Genomic DNA, 18,971 nt, shown 5'->3' on the forward strand with positions numbered 1-18,971 from the left:
TAGCGAATATCGTCTGCGAAGGCTCAGGGCGCCAGCGGCTCGACCAGGTATTCCTTGGCGTACCAGTAAGTCTCGGGCGTCTTCAGGGCGGCCATGAAGCCGTCGTTTTCGTCTTGGCGCGAGCGCAGATCCCAGCGCTCGTCAATGATGCGGCAGCGGGTGCACGGCGGCTGCCCGATGCGCCGCTGCACCAGCACGTAGCGGCTGGTCTTGAACAGGCCCTCCACATCGGCGTAATCGACCGGCTGGGCGGCAAAATAGTCCACGATCTTCGCGCCCGGAATGATGAATTCGTAGCGCTCGAAATGGCCGTTGAAATTGCTCGGCACCTGCACCTTCTGGCCCTTGAGAAGGGCATTGGTTTCGGGGCGGAAACGGCCGAGTTCGCCGTTGAACGGGTTCGTGACCCAGGCCAGCGCAAACAGCACGCTGAACCCGGCCAGCGCGGCAACCGGCCGGCTCCAGGCCTTCTTGAAGATGCCGATGAGGCAGGCCAGCGCCGAGGCCGCCACGAACAGCCAGAACAGCGGCGAGAACACCCAGGGGTTCTGCGTGGCCCGCACGGCGCCATAGCCGATCAGGCCCATCGCCAGCAGGCCGATCATGCAGACCGCCAGCGTCAGGCTGAACCAGATGCGGCCAATCCGGTGCCAGTACAGCGCCATCACCACGGCCAGTGCTGGCATGGCCGGAATCAGGTAGCGCGTCGAGCGCTGCGTCGGCAGCATGAACACCAGCGCCAGCGCCAGCAGCCAGAGCCACATGATTTTTTCGGCGTCGCTGATGGTTTGCGCCGTGCCCTGGCGCTGCCGCCAGCTGCGCCAGGCCGCCACGAAGCAACCGACCGAGAGCGGCAGCAGGAACAGGGCATTGGAGAAGTAGCCCGTCAAAATCGTCAGGATGCCGCTGCTGCCGCTGAAGGCGGTCTGGAAATAACCCTTGGAGGAGTTCATCTTGCCGGCGTTCTCGCCGACGACGAATTCGCGCCAGACCTCGCCCGGCTGCGGGTCGATGGCGAACCACAGGCCGAAAACCGCCAGTCCAAGGGCGCAGATGGCCAGAACCTTGACGCCGTCGGCCACGATGCCGGGCCGCGCAAGCTTCCAGGGCGCCAGCCGGGCGCCCACCGCCTGGTAGCACAGCGCCAGCGCGAAGCCGACCGGCGCCACCATGACGAACGATTTGTACAGGCAGCCGATGCCGATGGCCAGGCCGGCGATCAGCGGGAACTTCCAGCTGGACGCGAGCAGCCTGGCCGGCGACCAGGCGATGGCAAAGAACACGCCGAACAGCCAGAAGGTTTCCGGTGCGCTGGTCAGGTAAGGGCGGCCGTAGCGGTAGGTCGTGAAAAACGACAGGTAAACGAGGACCGCGATGGCGCCCATGGTCATCGCGTGGTGGTTTCGTTGCGCAGCCGTGGCGGCATTGCCGGAGGTTGCGCCTGCATCGCCGCGAACCGTCTTCCAGGTCAGCAGGCCCACCATCAGCGCAATGCCCCAGGTGTAGGCCACGCTGGGCAGGCGCAGCCGCAGGAGCGTCCAGTGCTCGCCCCAGCCGCCGGCCACCATGGCCTGCCAGAACAGCAGCGGCGGCTTGGTGTTGCGCATGAAGTCCCAGGCGCTGTGCAACGGCAGCCAGTGGCCGCTGGCGGCGGTCAGCCGGGCGATGTTGGCATAGACCAGCTCGTCGCCATTGCGCGGAATGTGGTCGCCGCCCAGGCCGAACAGGTAGCCCAGCGCCACGGCAATGGCCAGGCCTATCCAGACCAGGTGATGCGGAAGGCGGGCGGCTGGCGATTTTTCGGGGCTGGACATAGGGCGAGGGCTTGAATGATTAATGCGGCGCTTTCGGGCGATGGCGGCGAAACGTCAGTTTATCGTTGGCCACGAAATTGACCACGCTGGCCAGCACGATGGCGATCAGGTTGGCGACGATGTAGTGCAGGTAGCCGGCCAGCCATTTGGTCAGCAGCGACTGGATGACGATGGACAGCGCCGCCGCCATCACATACTTGACGAACAGGCGCAGCGCCGGCTGGGGCGTGTTGCGCGTGCGGTCGCGCCAGGTCAGGCGACGGTTCCAGTAAAAATTGCTGATGGTCGCCACGGTGATGGCCAGCGCAATCGAGTAGTTCAGCCGCGTGTGAAAGTCGGCAATGCCGCGCAAGAGATGCTCCTGCGCCAGGTACAGGACCACGATGTTGATCACCGTGCCGCTGCCGCCGACCAGGCCGAACTTGATGAAGCGCCAGCGCATCATGGGCTGAAAACGCGGTGGCAAGAGGTGGACCAGGGCCTCCGCGAAGGTTCTAAGTCTTGACATCAGGCGGTGGTATTCAGGGGCGCCACCAGGCATTCCCGCGCCTTGGCCAGTACGGCGGCGGGTTCAATGACTTTCAGGCACTGGTTGTCGCCGTCGCAAAAGGAGGTGCGGTGGTTGTAGGCCGTCAGGCAGGGCGAGCACGGCCACTGGCTGTAGAACGAATAGCAGTGCGGCGTCAGCGGCGCGTACAGGCCGGGCGTCTCGGGGCCGAACAGCATCAGCGTCCAGATCGGCGTGAGCGCGGCGAACTGGCCGGGGCCGCCGTCGTTGGTGACCAGCAGGCGCGCCACATGGAACAGCGCCAGCAGTTCGGAAATCGAGCGCGTGTAGCCGGTCAGGTCAATCACCGGGCTGGCTGGCGCGCTGGCCTGCACATTGGCCACCAGCTGCCGCGCCAGCGCCTGGTCGTCCTTCAGGCCAATCACCGCCACCGCGCAGCCGTCGGCCACCAGGCCTTCGCACAGCGCGGTGTAGGACGCCAGCGGCCAGGCGCGAATCGGCAGGATGCCGCCGCCCGGATAGACCAGCACCAGCGGCCTGCCGCCAATCGCCGGGAAGTCCTGCGCCAGCCGCGCCTCGATGCCCTGGATCAGCGCGCCATCGAGCGGCACATGCGGCGGCGGCTTGGGGATGCCCAGCACCGGCAGTTTGGAGGTCGGCACGGCGGTCGAGTCAATCGCCCGCGCCAGCGTCAAAAACTGCGCGCTGATGTGGTGGTACGGGTTGTAGGGCACCGGCCGGTTGATGTGCGAGCCCCGGTACAGGCCTTCCTGCGTGTGGCGGTGAAAGCCGACCCGCACGCGGGCGCCGCTGGCATACGACAGCAGGCTGCTGATGCGCGAGAACAGCTCGCAGTCAATCGCCACATCGACATGGGCGCGGCGCAGCGCCCGGATGGCCGTCCACAGGCTGGACAGCAGCGAGGTCAGCGAGCGGTCATCGACCGTGTGCACGTTGGCCGGGTCCATGACCTGCATCAGGTCGAGGATTTCGCGGTTCTTGCGAAACAGCAGCGCGTGCAGCGGCGCATCCGGGTAGCGCCGCTTGAGCCGCGCGAACATGTCGTTGGCCAGCACCAGGCTGCCCATTTCGGACAGCAGGATCACCACGATGGCACGCGGCGGCGCCGGCTTGCGTGGGGCCGGACTGAGGCGGCGCATCAGCGCATCGACGCCGGACACCGCCGCGCACAGCGGAATGCCCATCCAGCGGTCCAGCCAGCGTTGCAGGTCGATGTTCACGCGTCAGACTCCGCGCTGGCGGTCGGCCTTGAACTGCCGCACGAATTCGCCAAAGCGCCCGGCGTCCAGCGCACCCCGCACTTCCTGCATCAGGTTCAGGTAGTAATGCAGGTTGTGGATGCTGCTGAGCATGGGGCCGAGCATTTCGCCGCAGCGGTCCAGGTGGTGCATGTAGGCGCGGCTGAAGTTGCGGCAGGTGTAGCAGCCGCAGGTGCTGTCAACTGGTGCTTCTTCGCTCTTGTAGCGGGCGTTGCGGATTTTCAGGTCGCCGAAGCGGGTGAACATGTGGCCGTTGCGCGCATTGCGCGTCGGCATCACGCAGTCGAACATATCGACGCCCGAGGCCACGCCCTCGACCAGGTCTTCGGGCGTGCCCACGCCCATCAGGTAGCGCGGCTTATGCGCCGGCAGGCGGTGCGGCGTGTGCGCCATGATGCGCAGCATTTCTTCCTTGGGCTCGCCGACGCTCACGCCGCCGACGGCGTAACCGGGAAAGTCCATCTCGACCAGCGCGTCGAGCGACTCCTGGCGCAGGTTCTCGAACATGCCGCCCTGCACGATGCCGAACAGCGCGTTCGGGTTCTCCAGCTTGTCGAATTCAATCTCGCAGCGCTTGGCCCAGCGCCGGCTCAGCTCCATCGAGCTGCGCGCCTCGCCTTCGGTGGTGATATGGCCCTTGGTGTCGTAAGGCGTGCATTCGTCGAACTGCATGACGATGTCGCTGTTGAGCAGCGTCTGGATCTGCATCGAGATTTCGGGCGTCAGGAACAGCTTGTCGCCGTTGACCGGCGAGGCGAACTTCACGCCTTCTTCCGAAATCTTGCGCATCTCGCCGAGCGACCAGACCTGGAAGCCGCCGCTGTCGGTCAGGATGGGCTTGTGCCAGCTCTCGAACTTGTGCAGCCCGCCGAACTGCGCGACCACGTCCAGCCCGGGACGCATCCAGAGGTGAAAGGTGTTGCCCAGGATGATCTGGGCGTTCATGTCGTGCAGCGACTGCGGCGTCACGCCCTTGACGGTGCCGTAGGTGCCCACGGGCATGAAGATCGGGGTCTGCACCACGCCGTGGTTCAGGGTCAATTGGCCGCGCCGGGCGTAGGAGCCGAGGTAGGCGCCTTCGCTGTCAACGGTCGCCGGGTCGGTTTTCAGGACTTCGAATTCAAGCATTTTTGGATTGTCGCAGGTGTATTTAGAGGGCCGGCGGGGCTTGGCGCGCCAGCAGCATGGCATCGCCATAGCTGAAAAAGCGGTAGCGCGCCTCAATCGCATGCCGGTACAGCGCCATGATGTGCCCGTGGCCCGAGAAGGCGCTGACCAGCATCATCAGGGTGCTCTTGGGCAGGTGGAAGTTGGTCAGCAGCACATCGACCACCTTGAAGTCAAAGCCTGGCGTGATGAAGATGTTGGTGTCGCAGCAATCGGGGCCGAACTTGGCCGCCGATTCGAGCGCCCGCACGGTTGTCGTGCCCACGGCCACCACGCGCCCGCCGCGCGCCTTGCAGGCGGCAATCGCTTCGTGCGTGGCTTGGGGCACGTCGAAGCGTTCGAAATGCATGTGGTGCTCGGCGATGGTTTCGGTCTTGACGGGCTGGAAGGTGCCCGCGCCGACATGCAGCGTGACGCTGGCGCGGGCAATGCCGCGCGCTTGCAGTTTCTCCAGCATGGCCTCGTCGAAATGCAGCGCGGCGGTCGGCGCGGCCACGGCGCCGGGGTTTTTGGCGAACACCGTCTGGTAGCGCTGTTCGTCGTCCGCCGAATCGGTGTGGGTGATGTAGGGCGGCAGCGGCACATGGCCGTGCTGCGCCATCAATGCATACGGGTCGCTGCTGAGCCGAAAGCGGTACAGCGGCCCGTGCGCTTCGGGCCAGCGGCCCAGCAGCGTCGCGGTAAAGCCGCCATCCATCTGCAGCATCGCGCCGGGCAGCGGTTTCTTGCTGACCTTCATGTGCGCGGCGACTTCATGGCCGGCATCAAGGTGCGGCGAAAGCACGCGCTCGATCAGCAGTTCGAGCCTGCCGCCACTTAGCTTCTGGCCGAACAACCGCGCCTTGACCACTTTCGTGTCGTTGAACACCAGCAGGTCGCCGGGCAGCAGCAAATCGGGCAAATCGGCAAAGCGGCGGTCGGCGATGGCATCGCCCCGGCCGTCGAGCAGGCGCGAGGCGCTGCGCTCGGCTGCGGGATGCTGGGCGATTAATTCGTCGGGGAGTGTGAAATCAAAGTCACTGAGGCTGAAAGTCGTCTTCATAGGAGGGCACAATTGTCCCATGATGCTTCCGGCTGCTTCCGCCCTTGACCCGGCGCCGAAAACCGCCCTGCCCATGGCCGGCGCGGCGGACAAGCCTGCCGCCAAAGCGCCGGCCAAGTCCCCGGCGCAAAAAGCCATGGAAAAGCTCGGCCTGCGCCGCGACATTGACCTGGCCCTGCACCTGCCCCTGCGCTACGAGGATGAAACCCGCATCACGCGACTGGCCGACGCGCGCGATGGCGAAGTGGTGCAGTTTGAAGGCGAGGTGACGCACAGCGAAGTCCTGATCCGCTCGCGGCGCCAGCTGCTGGTCACGGTCGATGACGGCAGCGACACCTGCGTGCTGCGCTTCCTCAATTTCTACCCCTCGCACCAGAAAACGCTCAGCGTCGGCGCCTGGGTGCGGGTGCGCGGCGAGTTGCGCGGCGGCTTTCTGGGCCGCGAGATGGTGCATCCGCACTTCAAGCTGGCTGGCGGTGAACTGCCGGGCGCGCTGACGCCGGTGTACCCGACCTCTGCCGGACTGCCCCAGGTCTATCTGCGCAAGGCGGTGCTCAGCGGCCTGGCGCGGGCCGACCTCAGCGAGACGATTCCCGCGCCATTTTTAAGCAAAAACATGCCTTTGCGCTTGTCCAGCCTGCGTGAGGCGCTACAGTTTTTGCACCACCCGACGCCTGATGTGGCGCTGCAAACGCTCGAAGACCGCAGCCACCCGGCCTGGCAGCGCCTGAAGGCCGAGGAGTTGCTGGCCCAGCAAATCTCGCAATTGCAATCGCGCCGCGTGCGCGCCGCCATGCGCGCGCCGGCCTTGAATGGCCCGGCGATGCGCGGCACGCACTGCACATTGCAGGAGCAGTTGCTGGAGCGCCTGCCGTTTCGCCTGACCGGCGCGCAGCAGCGCGTCAGCGCGGAAATCGAGGTCGATTTGAAAAAGAATGTGCCCATGCACCGCCTGCTGCAGGGCGACGTGGGCGCGGGCAAAACCGTGGTCGCCGCGCTGGCCGCCGCGCGCTGCATCGACGCGGGCTGGCAGTGCGCGCTGATGGCGCCGACCGAAATCCTGGCCGAGCAGCATTTCAGCAAGCTCATCAGCTGGCTCGAACCCCTGGGCATCAAGACCGCCCGGCTCACCGGCAGCCAGAAACCCAAAGAGCGCCGCGAGATGCTGGCGCTGGTCGAAAGCGGCGAGGCCGGGCTGGTCATCGGCACGCACGCGGTGATCCAGTCCAAGGTGAAGTTCAAAAACCTGGCGCTGGCCATCATCGACGAGCAGCACCGCTTCGGCGTCGCCCAGCGCCTGGCGCTGCGCAGCAAGATGACGCACGAGGGCCAGGAGCCGCACCTGCTCATGATGACCGCCACGCCGATTCCGCGCACGCTGGCCATGAGCTATTACGCCGACCTGGATGTGTCCACGCTCGACGAACTGCCGCCCGGCCGCACGCCCATCGTCACCAAGCTGGTGAACGATGCGCGGCGCGACGAGGTCATCGCCCGCATCCAGGCGCAGATTGCCCAGGGCCGGCAGATTTACTGGGTCTGCCCGCTGATCGAGGAAAGCGAGTCCATCGACCTGGTCAACGCCACCCAGACGCATGCCGCGCTGAGCGAAGCCTTGCCCGGCGTGATGGTCGGGCTGCTGCACTCGCGCATGCCGCCAGCCGAGAAAAAGGCCGTGATGAGCCTCTTCACCGAAGGCGTGATGGCGGTCTTGGTCAGCACCACGGTGATCGAGGTCGGTGTCGATGTGCCCAATGCGTCGCTGATGGTGATCGAGCATGCCGAACGCTTTGGCCTGTCGCAACTGCACCAGTTGCGCGGCCGGGTCGGGCGCGGCGCGGCGGCGTCGGCCTGCGTGCTGTTGTATTCGACCGGCGATGCGCCCCGGCTGGGCGAGGTGGCGCGCGCGCGGCTCAAGGCGATGGTCGAGACGAATGACGGCTTCGAGATTGCCCGGCGCGACCTGGACATTCGCGGGCCGGGCGAGTTTTTAGGCGCGCGCCAGTCGGGGGCTGCGATGCTGCGCTTTGCTGATTTGCAGACCGATGCTGGATTGCTGGCCTGGGCGCGGGAAGTGGCGCCGCTGATGCTGGACCAGTACCCCGACCTGGCCGAGCGGCATGTGCTGCGTTGGCTGGGGGGGAAGGCGGAGTTTTTGAAGGCTTGAGGGAGGGAGGGAGGGAGTGTTAGGTTTCTGCATGGATGATGCGAACAGTTGACTGCCAGCCCCAGTACAGGAGTGGTCCGGTTACGAGTACACCAAGTACAGCGCCCGAAAAAACCGTGAATACTTTGCCCGCACTGGACAACCCTTGGTCTTTGGCATGTTTGCGACCTACCACGATGCCCTGCACGAAAAACACCATGCAGCCGAATGCAAAGAGAGCGAAAAGTAGTGACGAAGGAATGGCGCGCAGTGATGGCAGCCAGAAAGACAGCGCAGCGAGTAAAAGGAAAACATTGCTTGCCATCTCGACAATCGCAAACCAAGAGGCTGAGTTCCTGTTCGTGAAGTCGTCGTAATGAGCCCACAGACAAAATGTGATGTAGATGGCGAAATATGCAGAGACGGCGATTGGCACGAGCAACCTAACGGCTAAATAAAAAGACCACTCAACGCCGCAGAATTATAAATTTCTGGATGGGCAGAAAAAAGTAAGGCAACCATCCCAGAAATGACCTCAACAATCGCAGTCAGCCATCCCATCTGCGAAAAGCCGACAATCCCCCCATGACGCTGACCGAACTCAAATACATAGTCGCCGTGGCCCGTGAAAAGCACTTCGGCCGGGGCGCTGAAGCCTGTCATGTCTCGCAGCCGACGCTCAGCGTGGCGATCAAGAAGCTTGAAGAAGAACTCCAGGTCAAGCTGTTCGAGCGCAATGCCAATGAAATCACCGTCACGCCGCTGGGCGAGGAAATCGTGCGCCAGGCGCAAAGCGTGCTGGAGCAGGCCGACAGCATCCGCGAGATCGCCCGGCGCGGCAAGGATCCGCTGGCCGGCAGCCTGCGCCTGGGCGTGATCTACACCATCGGCCCCTACCTGCTGCCCGACCTGGTGCGCCAGATCATCGAGAAAACGCCGCAGATGCCGCTGATGCTGCAGGAGAACTTCACCGTCAAGCTGCTGGAGGAACTGCGCACCGGCGAGATCGACTGCGCCATCCTGGCCGAGCCGTTTCCCGACACCAACCTGGCGATTGCGCCGCTGTACGACGAGCCCTTCATGGCGGCGGTGCCGAGCAGCCACCCGCTGGCCGCGCGCACCAGTGTGACGGCCGAGGAACTGAAGAAGGAAACCCTGCTGCTGCTGGGCACGGGCCACTGCTTTCGCGACCATGTGCTGGAGGTCTGCCCCGAGTTCGCGCGTTTTTCCACCAGCGCCGAGGGCATCAGCAAGAGCTTTGAAGGCTCGTCGCTCGAAACTATCAAACACATGGTGGCCGCCGGCATGGGCATCACGCTGGTGCCGCGCCTGGGCGTGCCCAAGTCGGCGCTGGCGCTAAGCGGCCAGGATACGTCCGCGGACCAGCCTTCCTACATCCGCTACCTGCCGTTCGAGGGCCATGTGCCGACGCGGCGCGTGGTGCTGGCCTGGCGCCGCAGCTTCACCCGCTACGAAGCCATCGCCGCGCTGCGCAACGCGATTTACGCGTGCGAGTTGCCCGGCGTCATCCGCCTGTCCTGACTTGATCTGTATCAGCGGTGCCTATGGCGCGCATAGGCATGGGCTGTTGCTACCCCCGGGTTGTTTTCGTACAGTGTCTATTCCCTGCTTGTCTCTTTAAAAGGAAAAAATCATGGCCAAATCTCCTGCTAAAACCATTCTCAAAGCGACGCTTCAAGGCGCCCCGGCGATCAATATCGGCATCAGCGAAAAAGACCGTGCCGCGATTGCCCAGGGCCTGAGTCGCCTGCTGGCCGACACCTACACGCTCTACCTGACGACGCACAATTTCCACTGGAACGTGACCGGGCCGATGTTCAACACGCTGCACACCATGTTCATGGTGCAGTACACCGAGTTGTGGAATGCGGTGGACCCGGTGGCCGAACGCATCCGTTCGCTCGGCCATCCGGCGCCCGGCTCGTATGCGCAGTTCAGCCTGCTGGCCACGGTGCCCGATGTGCCGGTGACACCGCCCAAGGCGCTGGAAATGGTCCGCATCCTGGTGCAGGGCCACGAAGCGGTCGCCCGTACCGCCCGCGAGCTGTTTCCCATGGCCGACGAGGCCCGTGACGAGCCGACGGCCGACCTGCTGACGCAGCGCATGACGGTGCATGAGCAGACCGCCTGGATGCTGCGTTCGCTGCTTGAAGAGTAAGTTTTTCTTTGAACTGTTTGTCCCAATGTTGACGATGACCGCCGGTGCGCCCAGCAAATTTTCCCTGTATCTGCAGTTGATCCGCTGGAACCGGCCAGCCGGCTGGCTGCTGCTGCTGTGGCCGACGCTGTCGGCGCTGTGGCTGGCGTCGCATGGCTTTCCGGGCTGGCACCTGGTGACGGTCTTTACGCTGGGAACATTCCTGATGCGCAGCGCGGGCTGCTGCATCAACGACGTGGCCGACCGTGATTTTGACCGGCATGTCAAGCGCACGGCGCAGCGGCCGGTGACCAGCGGCGCGGTTTCCGTCAGGGAAGCGCTGGGGCTGGGCGCGGTGCTGGCCTTGCTGGCGTTCGGCCTGGTGCTGACCACGAATGCCGTCACGATTGCCTGGTCGTTTGCCGCGCTGGCCGTGACGCTGGCGTACCCGTTTGCCAAACGCTATGTGTCGATGCCGCAGGCGGTGCTGGGCGTGGCCTTCAGTTGCGGCATCCTGATGGCGTTTGCCGCCGTGCAGTCGCGCGTGCCGCCTTTAGCCTGGGCGCTGCTGCTGGGCAACCTGTTCTGGGTGATTGCCTACGACACCGAATACGCCATGGTGGACCGCGATGACGATTTAAAGATCGGCATGAAGACCTCGGCCATCACGCTGGGCCGCTTCGACGTGGCCGGCGTCATGCTCAGTTACCTGATTTTTATATCAATTTGGGCTTTTGCGCTTATACAGCGGGCGCAATCAGCTATTTTTATGATAGCAATCGCGCTGGCCCTGGCGCAGGCGCTGTGGCACGGCTGGCTGATCCGCAAACGCGAGCGCGACGACTGCTTCAAGGCGTTTCGCCTCAATCACTGGCTGGGATTCACGGTGTTTGCCGGCGTTGCCCTGTCGTACTGGGGCCGCTGAAGCGGGCTGCGCGACTTGACGTGCGCCCATGAAAAAGCCCGCAATTCGCGGGCTTTTTAAGGACTTCAGCTGGCCGGTTTGGCTGCCAGTGAAGCGTCCTGTGGCTGATCAGGCAGCTTTAGGAGCCACTTTGGCTTTGTGCTTGGCCTTGGCTTTGACCTTGTGCTTGACCGTGGTCTTTTTTGCTTTGGCAGGTGCTGCTTTGACGGCAGGAGCCGCCATGGGTGCGGCAGGAGCAGCGGCGGTCTGGGCAGCGGCTGGGGCGGAAACCAGAGCCAAAGGCATGGCGAGAACAGCGGCGCTGGCAAGGATGGACAGGAATTTTTTCATGGATGCTCCGTGGTGTTTGTAAGGTACTTACGTTTGCACTGTCGTGTCATCCACCGGAGTGGCTGGCGACAAGCTGAACGCTCGTGAGTGGTTAACGGATGGTTACGAAAGTCGGTTGACGGGATTTTTCCGGTTTTTTGAAACTATTTTTTTATTTTCAGGCCAAGCCGCTTCAGCCGGAAATTACTATGAAAAAGATAGCTGTCAATGCAGGCTGTTATTGCGCAGAAGCCTTATTTGATGAAAAAAAACTCATGCGGCGCCGAATTCATCGCCCATTTCGCTGGCGCGCTGGCGGGCGGCATGCATCGCCTGCATGAACTTTTCCTTGATGCCGTCCTGCTCCATCGACGTGAGCGCCGCATAAGTGGTGCCGCCCTTGGACGTCACGCGGGCGCGCAGCACCTCGGGTGGCTCGGTGGCCTCGTGCGCCAGCGCCGACGCGCCGGCAAAGGTGCCGACCGCCAGTTGCTGCGCCTGCTCGCGGCTCAGGCCCATGTCGGTGCCGGCCTCGATCATGGCTTCGATGAAGTAAAAAACATAAGCCGGGCCAGAGCCGGACAGGGCGGTCACGGCATCGAGCTGCGCTTCCTCGTCCAGCCACAAGTATTGGCCCGTGGTCTGCACCACGCGCTCCACGGCCAGCCGGTCGGCGGCGCTGGCGGCGGGCCGGGCGAACAGGGCGGTCATTCCCTGGCCGATCAGCGCCGGCGTGTTGGGCATGGCGCGCACCACGCGTTCGGTCCCCAGCCAGCCGGCAATGGTGCTTGAACGGATGCCGGCGGCCACGCTCAGGTGCAGCGCGGCCTGGGTATGCGCGCGGCTTTGTTCGGCGGCTTGCCTGAAGGTCTGCGGCTTGACGGCCCAGACGGCCAGGGTGGCGCGGGCCAGCGATGCGCCAGCGGTTTCGCTGACCTCGATCTGGAACTGCTGCGCCAGCCGGGCGCGCTGTTCTGCAAAAGGCTCGACCACCTGGATTTGGCTGGCCGGCAGGCCGCGCTTGAGCAGGCCGCCGATGATGGCGCTGGCCATGTTGCCGCCGCCGATGAAGGCGATGTGTTGGTTGCTGCTGTCGGTGGTTTGAGGAGTCATGGTCGTGTGCCTGCTGATAAAACGGAGGGTGGATTTGAAGGCCTCGGCCCGGTCGAGGATTGTCGCCCAGGGGATGTGAAAAATGGCGATGGCGCCTACGCCAGCACCGTCTGCCGCACCGCATGCTCCCATTGCGCCATCAGTTCGGCTGCGCGCCCGGTGCTGAGCGTGGGCAGGAAGGTGCGTTCAGCGCGCCACAGGCTGGAAAGCTCGTCGGTACTGCCGTACACGCCGCTGGACAGGCCCGCCAGCCAGGCCGCACCCAGCGCCGTGGTTTCGGTCACGGCCGGGCGGATCACCGGAATGCCCAGCAGGTCGGCCTGGAATTGCATCAGGAGGTCGTTGCTGCTGGCGCCGCCATCGACGCGCAACTCGGCCAGCGGCGCGGCGCCTGCGGCGACAGCATCGCGGCTCATGGCCAGCAGCAGCGCGGCGCTCTGGTAGGCGATGCTTTCCAGCGCCGCGCGCGCAATGTGGGCCATGGTCGTGCCGCGCGTCAGGCCGGTGATGGTGCCGCGCGCCTCGGGTTTCCAGTAGGGCGCGCCCAGGCCGGTGAAGGCCGGCACCATCATCACGCCGCCCGAGTCGGGAACGCTTTGCGCCAGCGCCTCGACCTCGGCGCTGCCCTGGATGGCGTGCAGGCCGTCGCGCAGCCACTGCACCACCGCGCCGCCGACGAATACGCTGCCTTCCAGGGCGAATTCGGTCTGCGCCGTGGTTTGGGCGGCGCTGGTGGTCAGCAGGCCGTTCTTCGACGCCTGGAACTGCGCGCCGGTGTGCATCAGCAGGAAGCAGCCGGTGCCGTAGGTGTTCTTGGCCATGCCGGCCCTGAAGCAGGCCTGGCCGAACAGCGCGCTTTGCTGGTCGCCCGCGACGCCACCAATCGGGATAGCATGGCCCAGCAGCTCGGGCCGCACCTCGCCGTAGTGCGCGCTGGACGGCTTCACCTCGGGCATCAGCGACGCCGGAATGCCCAGCAGGTCCAGCAGTTCGGCATCCCACTGGTTGGTACGCACATTGAACAGCATCGTTCGCGAGGCATTGCTGACGTCGGTGGCATGCACGGTGCCGCCCGTCAGCTGCCAGATCAGCCAGCTGTCGATGGTGCCAAAGGCCAGTTCGCCGCGCTCGGCCTGCGCGCGCACACCGGCTACGTTGTCGAGCAGCCACTTGAGCTTGGTGCCTGAAAAATAGGCGTCGATGAGCAGCCCTGTCTTGGCTTGAATCAGCGCTTCATGGCCTTGCTCGCGCAATTGCGCGCAGGTGGACTCGGCGCGCCGGTCCTGCCAGACGATGGCATGGTGAACCGGCTGGCCGGTCCTGCGGTTCCAGAGCACCGTGGTTTCGCGCTGGTTGGTGATGCCCATCGCCCGGATGTCCCAGGCGGCCAGGCCCACGCTGGCCAGCGCCTGCCGCGCCGTGGCCAGCTGGCCGCGCCAGATTTCCATCGGGTCGTGCTCGACCCAGCCCGGCCTGGGATAAATCTGCGGCAACTCCCGCTGGGCCAGCGCCACCACGCGGCCTTCTTCGTCAAACACAATGCTTCGCGAACTGGAGGTTCCCTGATCGAGGGCGAGAAGATAGGCCATGGCGTTTTGGGTCGGTTGGTGTGGGGTTGGGTTCGGGGAATGAGTATTTCACAGCCGAAACGGGACTATTGCGGCGTCGCTTCCTGCCCGCCGCATGCCAACAGATATCCCGCAAGGGCGCTCAAGCGTGGCAGGGGCTGAGGTAAGCTCAATACATACTGTGACATATGGGTTTTTATGAAATCGGGAAATGAAAAGCCCATGGCAATCGATGCCTTGCCGGCCCGCACACGGCGCAAGAACCTGATAGATCGGCTCGCCGAACCGCGTCATTACGATGTCGCCGTTATCGGCGGCGGGGCAACCGGCCTGGGCGTGGCGCTGGATGCTGCGGCAAGAGGGTTTTCCGTCGTGCTGGTCGAATCGCACGACTTTGCCAAAGGCACTTCGTCGCGCGCCACCAAGCTGCTGCATGGCGGCGTCCGCTATCTGGCGCAGGGCAATATTTCGCTGATCCGCGAAGCCTTGCATGAACGCTCGACGCTGCTGGCCAACGCGCCGCACCTGGCGCAGCCGCTGCCTTTTGTCATGCCTTGCTACAAATTCTGGGAATCGCCTGTTTATGGACTAGGGCTCAAGATGTATGACACCCTGGCCGGGAAGGATGGGCTGGGCGATACCGAATTCCTGAACCGCCCCGAAACCCTGGCGCACCTGCCAACGCTCCAGCCGCAAGGCTTGAAGGGCGGCGTCAAGTACTGGGACGGCCAGTTTGACGACGCGCGGCTGGCCCTGGCGCTGGCCCGAACCGCTGCCCGGCAGGGTGCGCTGCTGGTCAATTACTGCGCCGCCACCAAGCTGATCCATGAGGGCGGCAAGCTGGTCGGGCTGTGCGCGCTGGACCGGGAAACGGGCCATACCCACGAATTGCATGCCAGCTGCGTGGTCAATGCCACGGGTGTCTGGGTTGACCGGCTGCGGATGCAGGACGGCAAGGCCGTGGAATGCACGACCAAACCGATGGTCGCCCCCAGCCAGGGCGTGCATATCGTGGTGGAGCGTGAGTTTTTGCCCACCGACCATGCCCTGCTGATTCCCAGAACGTCTGATGGCCGGGTCTTGTTCGCCGTGCCCTGGCTGGGAAAAACCATTCTTGGCACGACCGATACGCCGCGCCACACCTTGGCGCGCGAACCGCTGCCGTTCCGGGAAGAGGTCGATTTCCTCCTGCGCGAGTCGGCCCGCTACCTGAGCCGCGCGCCAGGCCGGGCCGACATCAAGAGCCTCTGGGTCGGACTGCGGCCGCTGGTCAAGCCGACTGACGATGCTGCCGGCAGCACCAAGACGCTGTCGCGCGAACACACCGTGCTGGTCAGCAAGAGCGGCCTGGTCACGGTGACGGGCGGCAAATGGACAACTTACCGCGCCATGGCGGGCGACGTGCTGGAAAAATGCTTTGCCGCCGGGCTGCTGCCGGCGCGTACCGGAATGCCGACAGACCATCTCAAGCTGGTGGGTGCCCAGCGCTCCAGCGTCAGGATCAGCGAGGCGCCTGGGTTGCACCTGTATGGAAGCGAAGCCGGCGCGGTGCAGGCCTTGCGGGGCGCCGATCATGAATTGGGCGGTGGCCTGACCGAGGCCATGGTTCGGTTTGCCGCCCGCCATGAATATGCGCGTACCGTGGAGGATGTGCTGGCCCGGCGCTCGCGGCTGTTGTTCCTGGACGCGGCACTGGCGCGCACCCTGGCGCCGGCAGTGGCAGCCCTGCTCCAGCAGGAAAACGGGATGGACGCAAAACTGCAGTCCTTTTTGGCGCTGTGCGATCAGTATTTGAGCGTGCCAGCCTGACGCATTCCCTGCGGCAGGATTATTTTTACAAACATTGTTGACACTGCCTTTTACTTTCGTGATAATCGTGGGCTTCGCTATAAAAGGCGAAGAACTTCTGCCCAGCGGAAGCATTGCAAGTGGTTTGCAGTGTGGACGACGGGCCCAAGACTGATTGGCAGGTGGTTTGCATCAAGCAGGCTGCCAATGCTGGTGCAAGTTGGGACTAAATTAAATGATTCAAACGCAATCCAAACTCGATGTTGCTGACAACACGGGTGCCAAATCCGTGATGTGCATCAAGGTGCTGGGCGGATCCAAGCGCCGGTACGCCAGCGTTGGTGATGTCATCAAGGTGAGCATCAAAGAAGCCGCTCCACGTGGCCGCGTCAAAAAAGGCGAGGTTTACAGTGCTGTGGTCGTTCGCACCGCCAAGGGCATCCGCCGTGGTGATGGCTCGCTCGTCAAATTCGACGGCAATGCAGCAGTGCTGCTCAATGCCAAGCTGGAGCCTATCGGCACCCGTATCTTTGGACCAGTGACGCGCGAGCTGCGCACTGAAAAGTTCATGAAGATCGTGTCCTTGGCTCCTGAAGTTCTGTAAGGACCAAAGGCAATGAACAAAATTCGCAAAGGCGACGAGATCATCGTGATCACCGGTCGCGACAAGGGCAAGCGCGGCACGATTTCGCTGCGCGTTGACGACAGCTATGTGCTGGTGGACGGGATCAACCTGGTGAAAAAACACACCAAGCCCAATCCGCTCAAAGGCACCACAGGTGGCATTGTTGAAAAAAGCATGCCGATTCACCAGTCCAACGTCGCCATTTTCAATGCGGCTTCGGGCAAGGCGGATCGTGTTGGTATCAAGTTGTTGGCTGACGGCAAGAAAACGCGCGTCTTCAAGTCCAGCGGCGAAGAAATTAAGGCTGCATAAACATGGCACGCTTGCAAGATCAATACCGCGAGAAAATCGCGCCAGCCCTGATTGAAAAATTCGGCTACACGACACCCATGCAGGTGCCGCGCATCACCAAGATCACGCTCAACATGGGTGTGAGCGAGGCGGTTGCCGACAAGAAAGTCATGGACAACGCCGTGGCCGACATGGCCAAGATCGCAGGCCAGAAGCCTGTGGTGACCAAGGCCAAGAAGGCCATCGCCGGTTTCAAGATCCGCGAAGACTTGCCGATTGGCTGCATGGTCACGCTGCGCGGCGTGCAGATGTATGAATTCCTCGACCGTTTCGTGACCGTGGCTTTGCCCCGCGTCCGTGACTTCCGCGGTATTTCTGGTCGCGCCTTCGATGGCCGCGGCAACTACAACATCGGCGTTAAAGAGCAGATCATTTTCCCTGAAATCGAGTACGACAAGGTTGACGCCTTGCGCGGTCTCAATATCAGCATTACCACAACGGCCAAGACCGATGAAGAGTGCAAAGCGCTTCTCACCGCCTTCCGTTTTCCGTTCAAGAACTGAGGCGGGATATGGCAAAACAAGCATTACTGCAACGTGAACTGAAGCGCGACAAGCTCGTCGCCAAGTTTGCCAAGAAACACGCTGAATTCAAGGCAATCGCCAATGATTTCAAGCGCACCGACGACGAACGCGCCCTGGCCCGTCTGGAGTTGCAAAAGTTGCCCCGCAACGCCAACCCGACGCGTCAGCGCAATCGCTGTGCCATCACGGGTCGTCCGCGTGGCACGTTCCGTCAATTCGGTTTGGCTCGCGCCAAAATTCGCGAATTGGCTTTTGCTGGTGATATCCCTGGTATCACCAAGGCAAGCTGGTAAGCAATAGGAGAACCCCAGATGAGTATGAGTGATCCTATCGCCGACATGCTGACACGCATCCGCAATGCACAAATGGTTGAAAAAGCTGTTGTGCTGGTGCCTTCGTCAAAAGTCAAAGTCGCCATTGCACAGGTTCTGAAGGATGAGGGCTACATTGATGGCTTCTCCGTCAAGGCTAACGATGGCAAGCCCCAACTGGAAATCGCCCTGAAGTATTACGCAGGCCGCCCCGTGATTGAGCGCATCGAGCGCGTCAGCCGCCCCGGTCTTCGTGTGTACAAAGGTCATGGCGCCATTCCCCAGGTCATGAATGGCCTTGGTGTGGCAATTGTCACGACGCCCCAGGGTGTCATGACCGATCGCAAAGCACGCGCTACCGGTACCGGTGGCGAAGTGTTGTGCTACGTGGCCTAACGGCGGCATTGAGGAGTAACTGAAATGTCTCGTGTAGCAAAAATGCCGGTCGCCATACCCGAAGGTGTGGAAATCGCAATCAAAGACACCCAGATCAATGTCAAGGGCGCCTTGGGCGCCTTGGCACTGGCACAGAACGCCCATGTTGTTATCGCAAGTAACGACGGCAAGCTGACTTTTGTACCAGCCAATGATTCCCGCCAAGCCAATGCCATGAGCGGCACGATGCGTCAGCTCGTGAACAACATGGTGGTCGGTGTCACCAAGGGTTTTCAGAAAAAGCTGAACCTGGTCGGCGTGGGTTTCAAGGCCCAGGCTCAAGGTGACAAGCTGAACCTCACAGTGGGCTATTCCCACCCTGTGGTGATGGCCATGCCTGCGGGCATCACGGTTGCAACCCCAACGCCCACCGAAGTGGTCATCAAGGGTTCTGATCGCCAACGTGTAGGCCAGATTGCCGCTGAAGTGCGTGCAGTTCGTCCTCCCGAGCCTTACAAAGGCAAGGGCATCCGTTATTCGGATGAAAAAATCACGATCAAAGAAACCAAGAAGAAATAAGGAGCTGCATCATGTTGACCAAAAAAGAGCAGCGCCTTCGTCGTTCACGCCAGACCCGCATCCGCATTGCCAATCAAGGCGTTGCCCGTCTGTCCGTGAATCGCACCAATCTGCATATTTACGCCAGTGTTATTTCTGGCGACGGCACCAAGGTTCTGGCGTCTGCTTCCACTGCTGAAGTGGAAGTGCGCAATGAAATTGGCGGCTCGGGCAAGGGTGGAAATGTTGCTGCTGCGCAGGCCATTGGCAAGCGTATTGCCGAAAAGGCAAAAGCAGCAGGTGTAGAAAAAGTGGCGTTTGATCGCGCCGGTTTTGCGTACCATGGCCGCGTCAAAGCGCTGGCTGATGCGGCTCGCGAAGCCGGTTTGCAGTTCTAAGCAGACTGGAA

General features: G+C 62.9%; 21 protein-coding genes. 12 read left to right on the forward strand and 9 right to left on the reverse strand.

Annotation, left to right across the window (positions count from 1 at the left end):
* Positions 1 to 23: 23 nt before the first annotated feature.
* From PNAP_RS01565 to queA, 5 genes are read right to left on the reverse strand one after another with little or no spacing between them, the layout of a single operon-like run.
* Positions 24 to 1,814, reverse strand: coding sequence for an ArnT family glycosyltransferase (locus PNAP_RS01565; RefSeq protein WP_011799747.1), 1,791 nt, complete (start codon positions 1,812 to 1,814; stop codon positions 24 to 26).
* A gap of 19 nt (positions 1,815 to 1,833) precedes the next feature.
* The gene (locus PNAP_RS01570; RefSeq protein ID WP_011799748.1) at positions 1,834 to 2,322 is read right to left on the reverse strand and encodes a GtrA family protein; all 489 of its coding nucleotides are present in this window, start codon (positions 2,320 to 2,322) and stop codon (positions 1,834 to 1,836) included.
* Positions 2,322 to 3,563, reverse strand: a complete 1,242-nt coding sequence (locus PNAP_RS01575; RefSeq protein ID WP_011799749.1) for a glycosyltransferase family 9 protein — start codon at positions 3,561 to 3,563, stop codon at positions 2,322 to 2,324. Before PNAP_RS01575 ends, PNAP_RS01570 begins: the two co-directional genes overlap by 1 nt.
* 3 nt (positions 3,564 to 3,566) lie before the next feature.
* Positions 3,567 to 4,730, reverse strand: a complete 1,164-nt coding sequence (gene tgt, locus PNAP_RS01580; protein WP_011799750.1) for a tRNA guanosine(34) transglycosylase Tgt — start codon at positions 4,728 to 4,730, stop codon at positions 3,567 to 3,569.
* Positions 4,731 to 4,752: 22 nt separating this feature from the next.
* Positions 4,753 to 5,811: a tRNA preQ1(34) S-adenosylmethionine ribosyltransferase-isomerase QueA gene (queA, locus tag PNAP_RS01585; protein WP_011799751.1), complete on the reverse strand. Its 1,059-nt coding sequence runs from the start codon at positions 5,809 to 5,811 to the stop codon at positions 4,753 to 4,755.
* Between the two features lie 19 nt (positions 5,812 to 5,830).
* On the opposite strand from queA, the gene recG reads away from it, so the two are divergent.
* Positions 5,831 to 7,978 carry an ATP-dependent DNA helicase RecG gene (gene recG, locus PNAP_RS01590; RefSeq protein WP_011799752.1) on the forward strand — a complete coding sequence of 716 codons (2,148 nt, stop codon included), beginning with the start codon at positions 5,831 to 5,833 and terminating at the stop codon, positions 7,976 to 7,978.
* A gap of 19 nt (positions 7,979 to 7,997) precedes the next feature.
* On the opposite strand, the gene PNAP_RS26750 is transcribed toward recG, so the two are convergent.
* Entirely contained in the window at positions 7,998 to 8,393 is a 396-nt protein-coding gene (locus tag PNAP_RS26750) for a hypothetical protein (protein ID WP_157040189.1), read from the reverse strand.
* A 149-nt stretch (positions 8,394 to 8,542) separates the two neighbouring features.
* On the opposite strand from PNAP_RS26750, the gene PNAP_RS01595 reads away from it, so the two are divergent.
* From PNAP_RS01595 to ubiA, 3 genes are all read left to right on the forward strand, one after another.
* Positions 8,543 to 9,499 carry a LysR substrate-binding domain-containing protein gene (locus PNAP_RS01595; protein ID WP_011799754.1) on the forward strand — a complete coding sequence of 319 codons (957 nt, stop codon included), beginning with the start codon at positions 8,543 to 8,545 and terminating at the stop codon, positions 9,497 to 9,499.
* A 112-nt stretch (positions 9,500 to 9,611) separates the two neighbouring features.
* On the forward strand, positions 9,612 to 10,136 hold the full coding sequence (locus tag PNAP_RS01600; RefSeq protein ID WP_011799755.1) for a Dps family protein: 525 nt from the start codon (positions 9,612 to 9,614) through the stop codon (positions 10,134 to 10,136).
* Between the two features lie 34 nt (positions 10,137 to 10,170).
* Positions 10,171 to 11,040, forward strand: a complete 870-nt coding sequence (gene ubiA, locus PNAP_RS01605; RefSeq protein WP_011799756.1) for a 4-hydroxybenzoate octaprenyltransferase — start codon at positions 10,171 to 10,173, stop codon at positions 11,038 to 11,040.
* Positions 11,041 to 11,148: 108 nt separating this feature from the next.
* Here the strand turns inward: ubiA and PNAP_RS01610 are convergent, their stop codons facing one another.
* From PNAP_RS01610 to glpK, 3 genes are all read right to left on the reverse strand, one after another.
* The gene (locus PNAP_RS01610; protein WP_041376451.1) at positions 11,149 to 11,370 is read right to left on the reverse strand and encodes a hypothetical protein; all 222 of its coding nucleotides are present in this window, start codon (positions 11,368 to 11,370) and stop codon (positions 11,149 to 11,151) included.
* Positions 11,371 to 11,622: 252 nt separating this feature from the next.
* Positions 11,623 to 12,462: a pyrroline-5-carboxylate reductase gene (gene proC, locus PNAP_RS01615; protein ID WP_011799757.1), complete on the reverse strand. Its 840-nt coding sequence runs from the start codon at positions 12,460 to 12,462 to the stop codon at positions 11,623 to 11,625.
* A gap of 95 nt (positions 12,463 to 12,557) precedes the next feature.
* On the reverse strand, positions 12,558 to 14,051 hold the full coding sequence (glpK, locus tag PNAP_RS01620) for a glycerol kinase GlpK (RefSeq protein ID WP_011799758.1): 1,494 nt from the start codon (positions 14,049 to 14,051) through the stop codon (positions 12,558 to 12,560).
* A 201-nt stretch (positions 14,052 to 14,252) separates the two neighbouring features.
* Here glpK and PNAP_RS01625 point away from each other — a divergent pair, with 201 nt between their 5' ends.
* From PNAP_RS01625 to rplR, 8 genes are all read left to right on the forward strand, one after another.
* The gene (locus tag PNAP_RS01625) at positions 14,253 to 15,839 is read left to right on the forward strand and encodes a glycerol-3-phosphate dehydrogenase/oxidase (protein ID WP_011799759.1); all 1,587 of its coding nucleotides are present in this window, start codon (positions 14,253 to 14,255) and stop codon (positions 15,837 to 15,839) included.
* A gap of 214 nt (positions 15,840 to 16,053) precedes the next feature.
* Positions 16,054 to 16,422, forward strand: coding sequence for a 50S ribosomal protein L14 (rplN, locus tag PNAP_RS01630; RefSeq protein WP_007869247.1), 369 nt, complete (start codon positions 16,054 to 16,056; stop codon positions 16,420 to 16,422).
* 12 nt (positions 16,423 to 16,434) lie between these two features.
* Positions 16,435 to 16,755, forward strand: coding sequence for a 50S ribosomal protein L24 (gene rplX / locus PNAP_RS01635; protein ID WP_011799760.1), 321 nt, complete (start codon positions 16,435 to 16,437; stop codon positions 16,753 to 16,755).
* Between the two features lie 2 nt (positions 16,756 to 16,757).
* Entirely contained in the window at positions 16,758 to 17,297 is a 540-nt protein-coding gene (rplE, locus tag PNAP_RS01640) for a 50S ribosomal protein L5 (protein ID WP_011799761.1), read from the forward strand.
* Between the two features lie 8 nt (positions 17,298 to 17,305).
* Positions 17,306 to 17,611: a 30S ribosomal protein S14 gene (gene rpsN, locus PNAP_RS01645; RefSeq protein ID WP_011799762.1), complete on the forward strand. Its 306-nt coding sequence runs from the start codon at positions 17,306 to 17,308 to the stop codon at positions 17,609 to 17,611.
* An 18-nt stretch (positions 17,612 to 17,629) separates the two neighbouring features.
* Positions 17,630 to 18,025, forward strand: coding sequence for a 30S ribosomal protein S8 (gene rpsH / locus PNAP_RS01650; protein ID WP_011799763.1), 396 nt, complete (start codon positions 17,630 to 17,632; stop codon positions 18,023 to 18,025).
* 24 nt (positions 18,026 to 18,049) lie between these two features.
* Positions 18,050 to 18,583, forward strand: a complete 534-nt coding sequence (gene rplF, locus PNAP_RS01655; protein WP_011799764.1) for a 50S ribosomal protein L6 — start codon at positions 18,050 to 18,052, stop codon at positions 18,581 to 18,583.
* Positions 18,584 to 18,594: 11 nt separating this feature from the next.
* Positions 18,595 to 18,960, forward strand: a complete 366-nt coding sequence (gene rplR, locus PNAP_RS01660) for a 50S ribosomal protein L18 (protein WP_011799765.1) — start codon at positions 18,595 to 18,597, stop codon at positions 18,958 to 18,960.
* Positions 18,961 to 18,971: the final 11 nt, after the last annotated feature.

This window comes from Polaromonas naphthalenivorans CJ2 (assembly GCF_000015505.1).
Lineage (GTDB): Bacteria > Pseudomonadota > Gammaproteobacteria > Burkholderiales > Burkholderiaceae_C > Polaromonas > Polaromonas naphthalenivorans.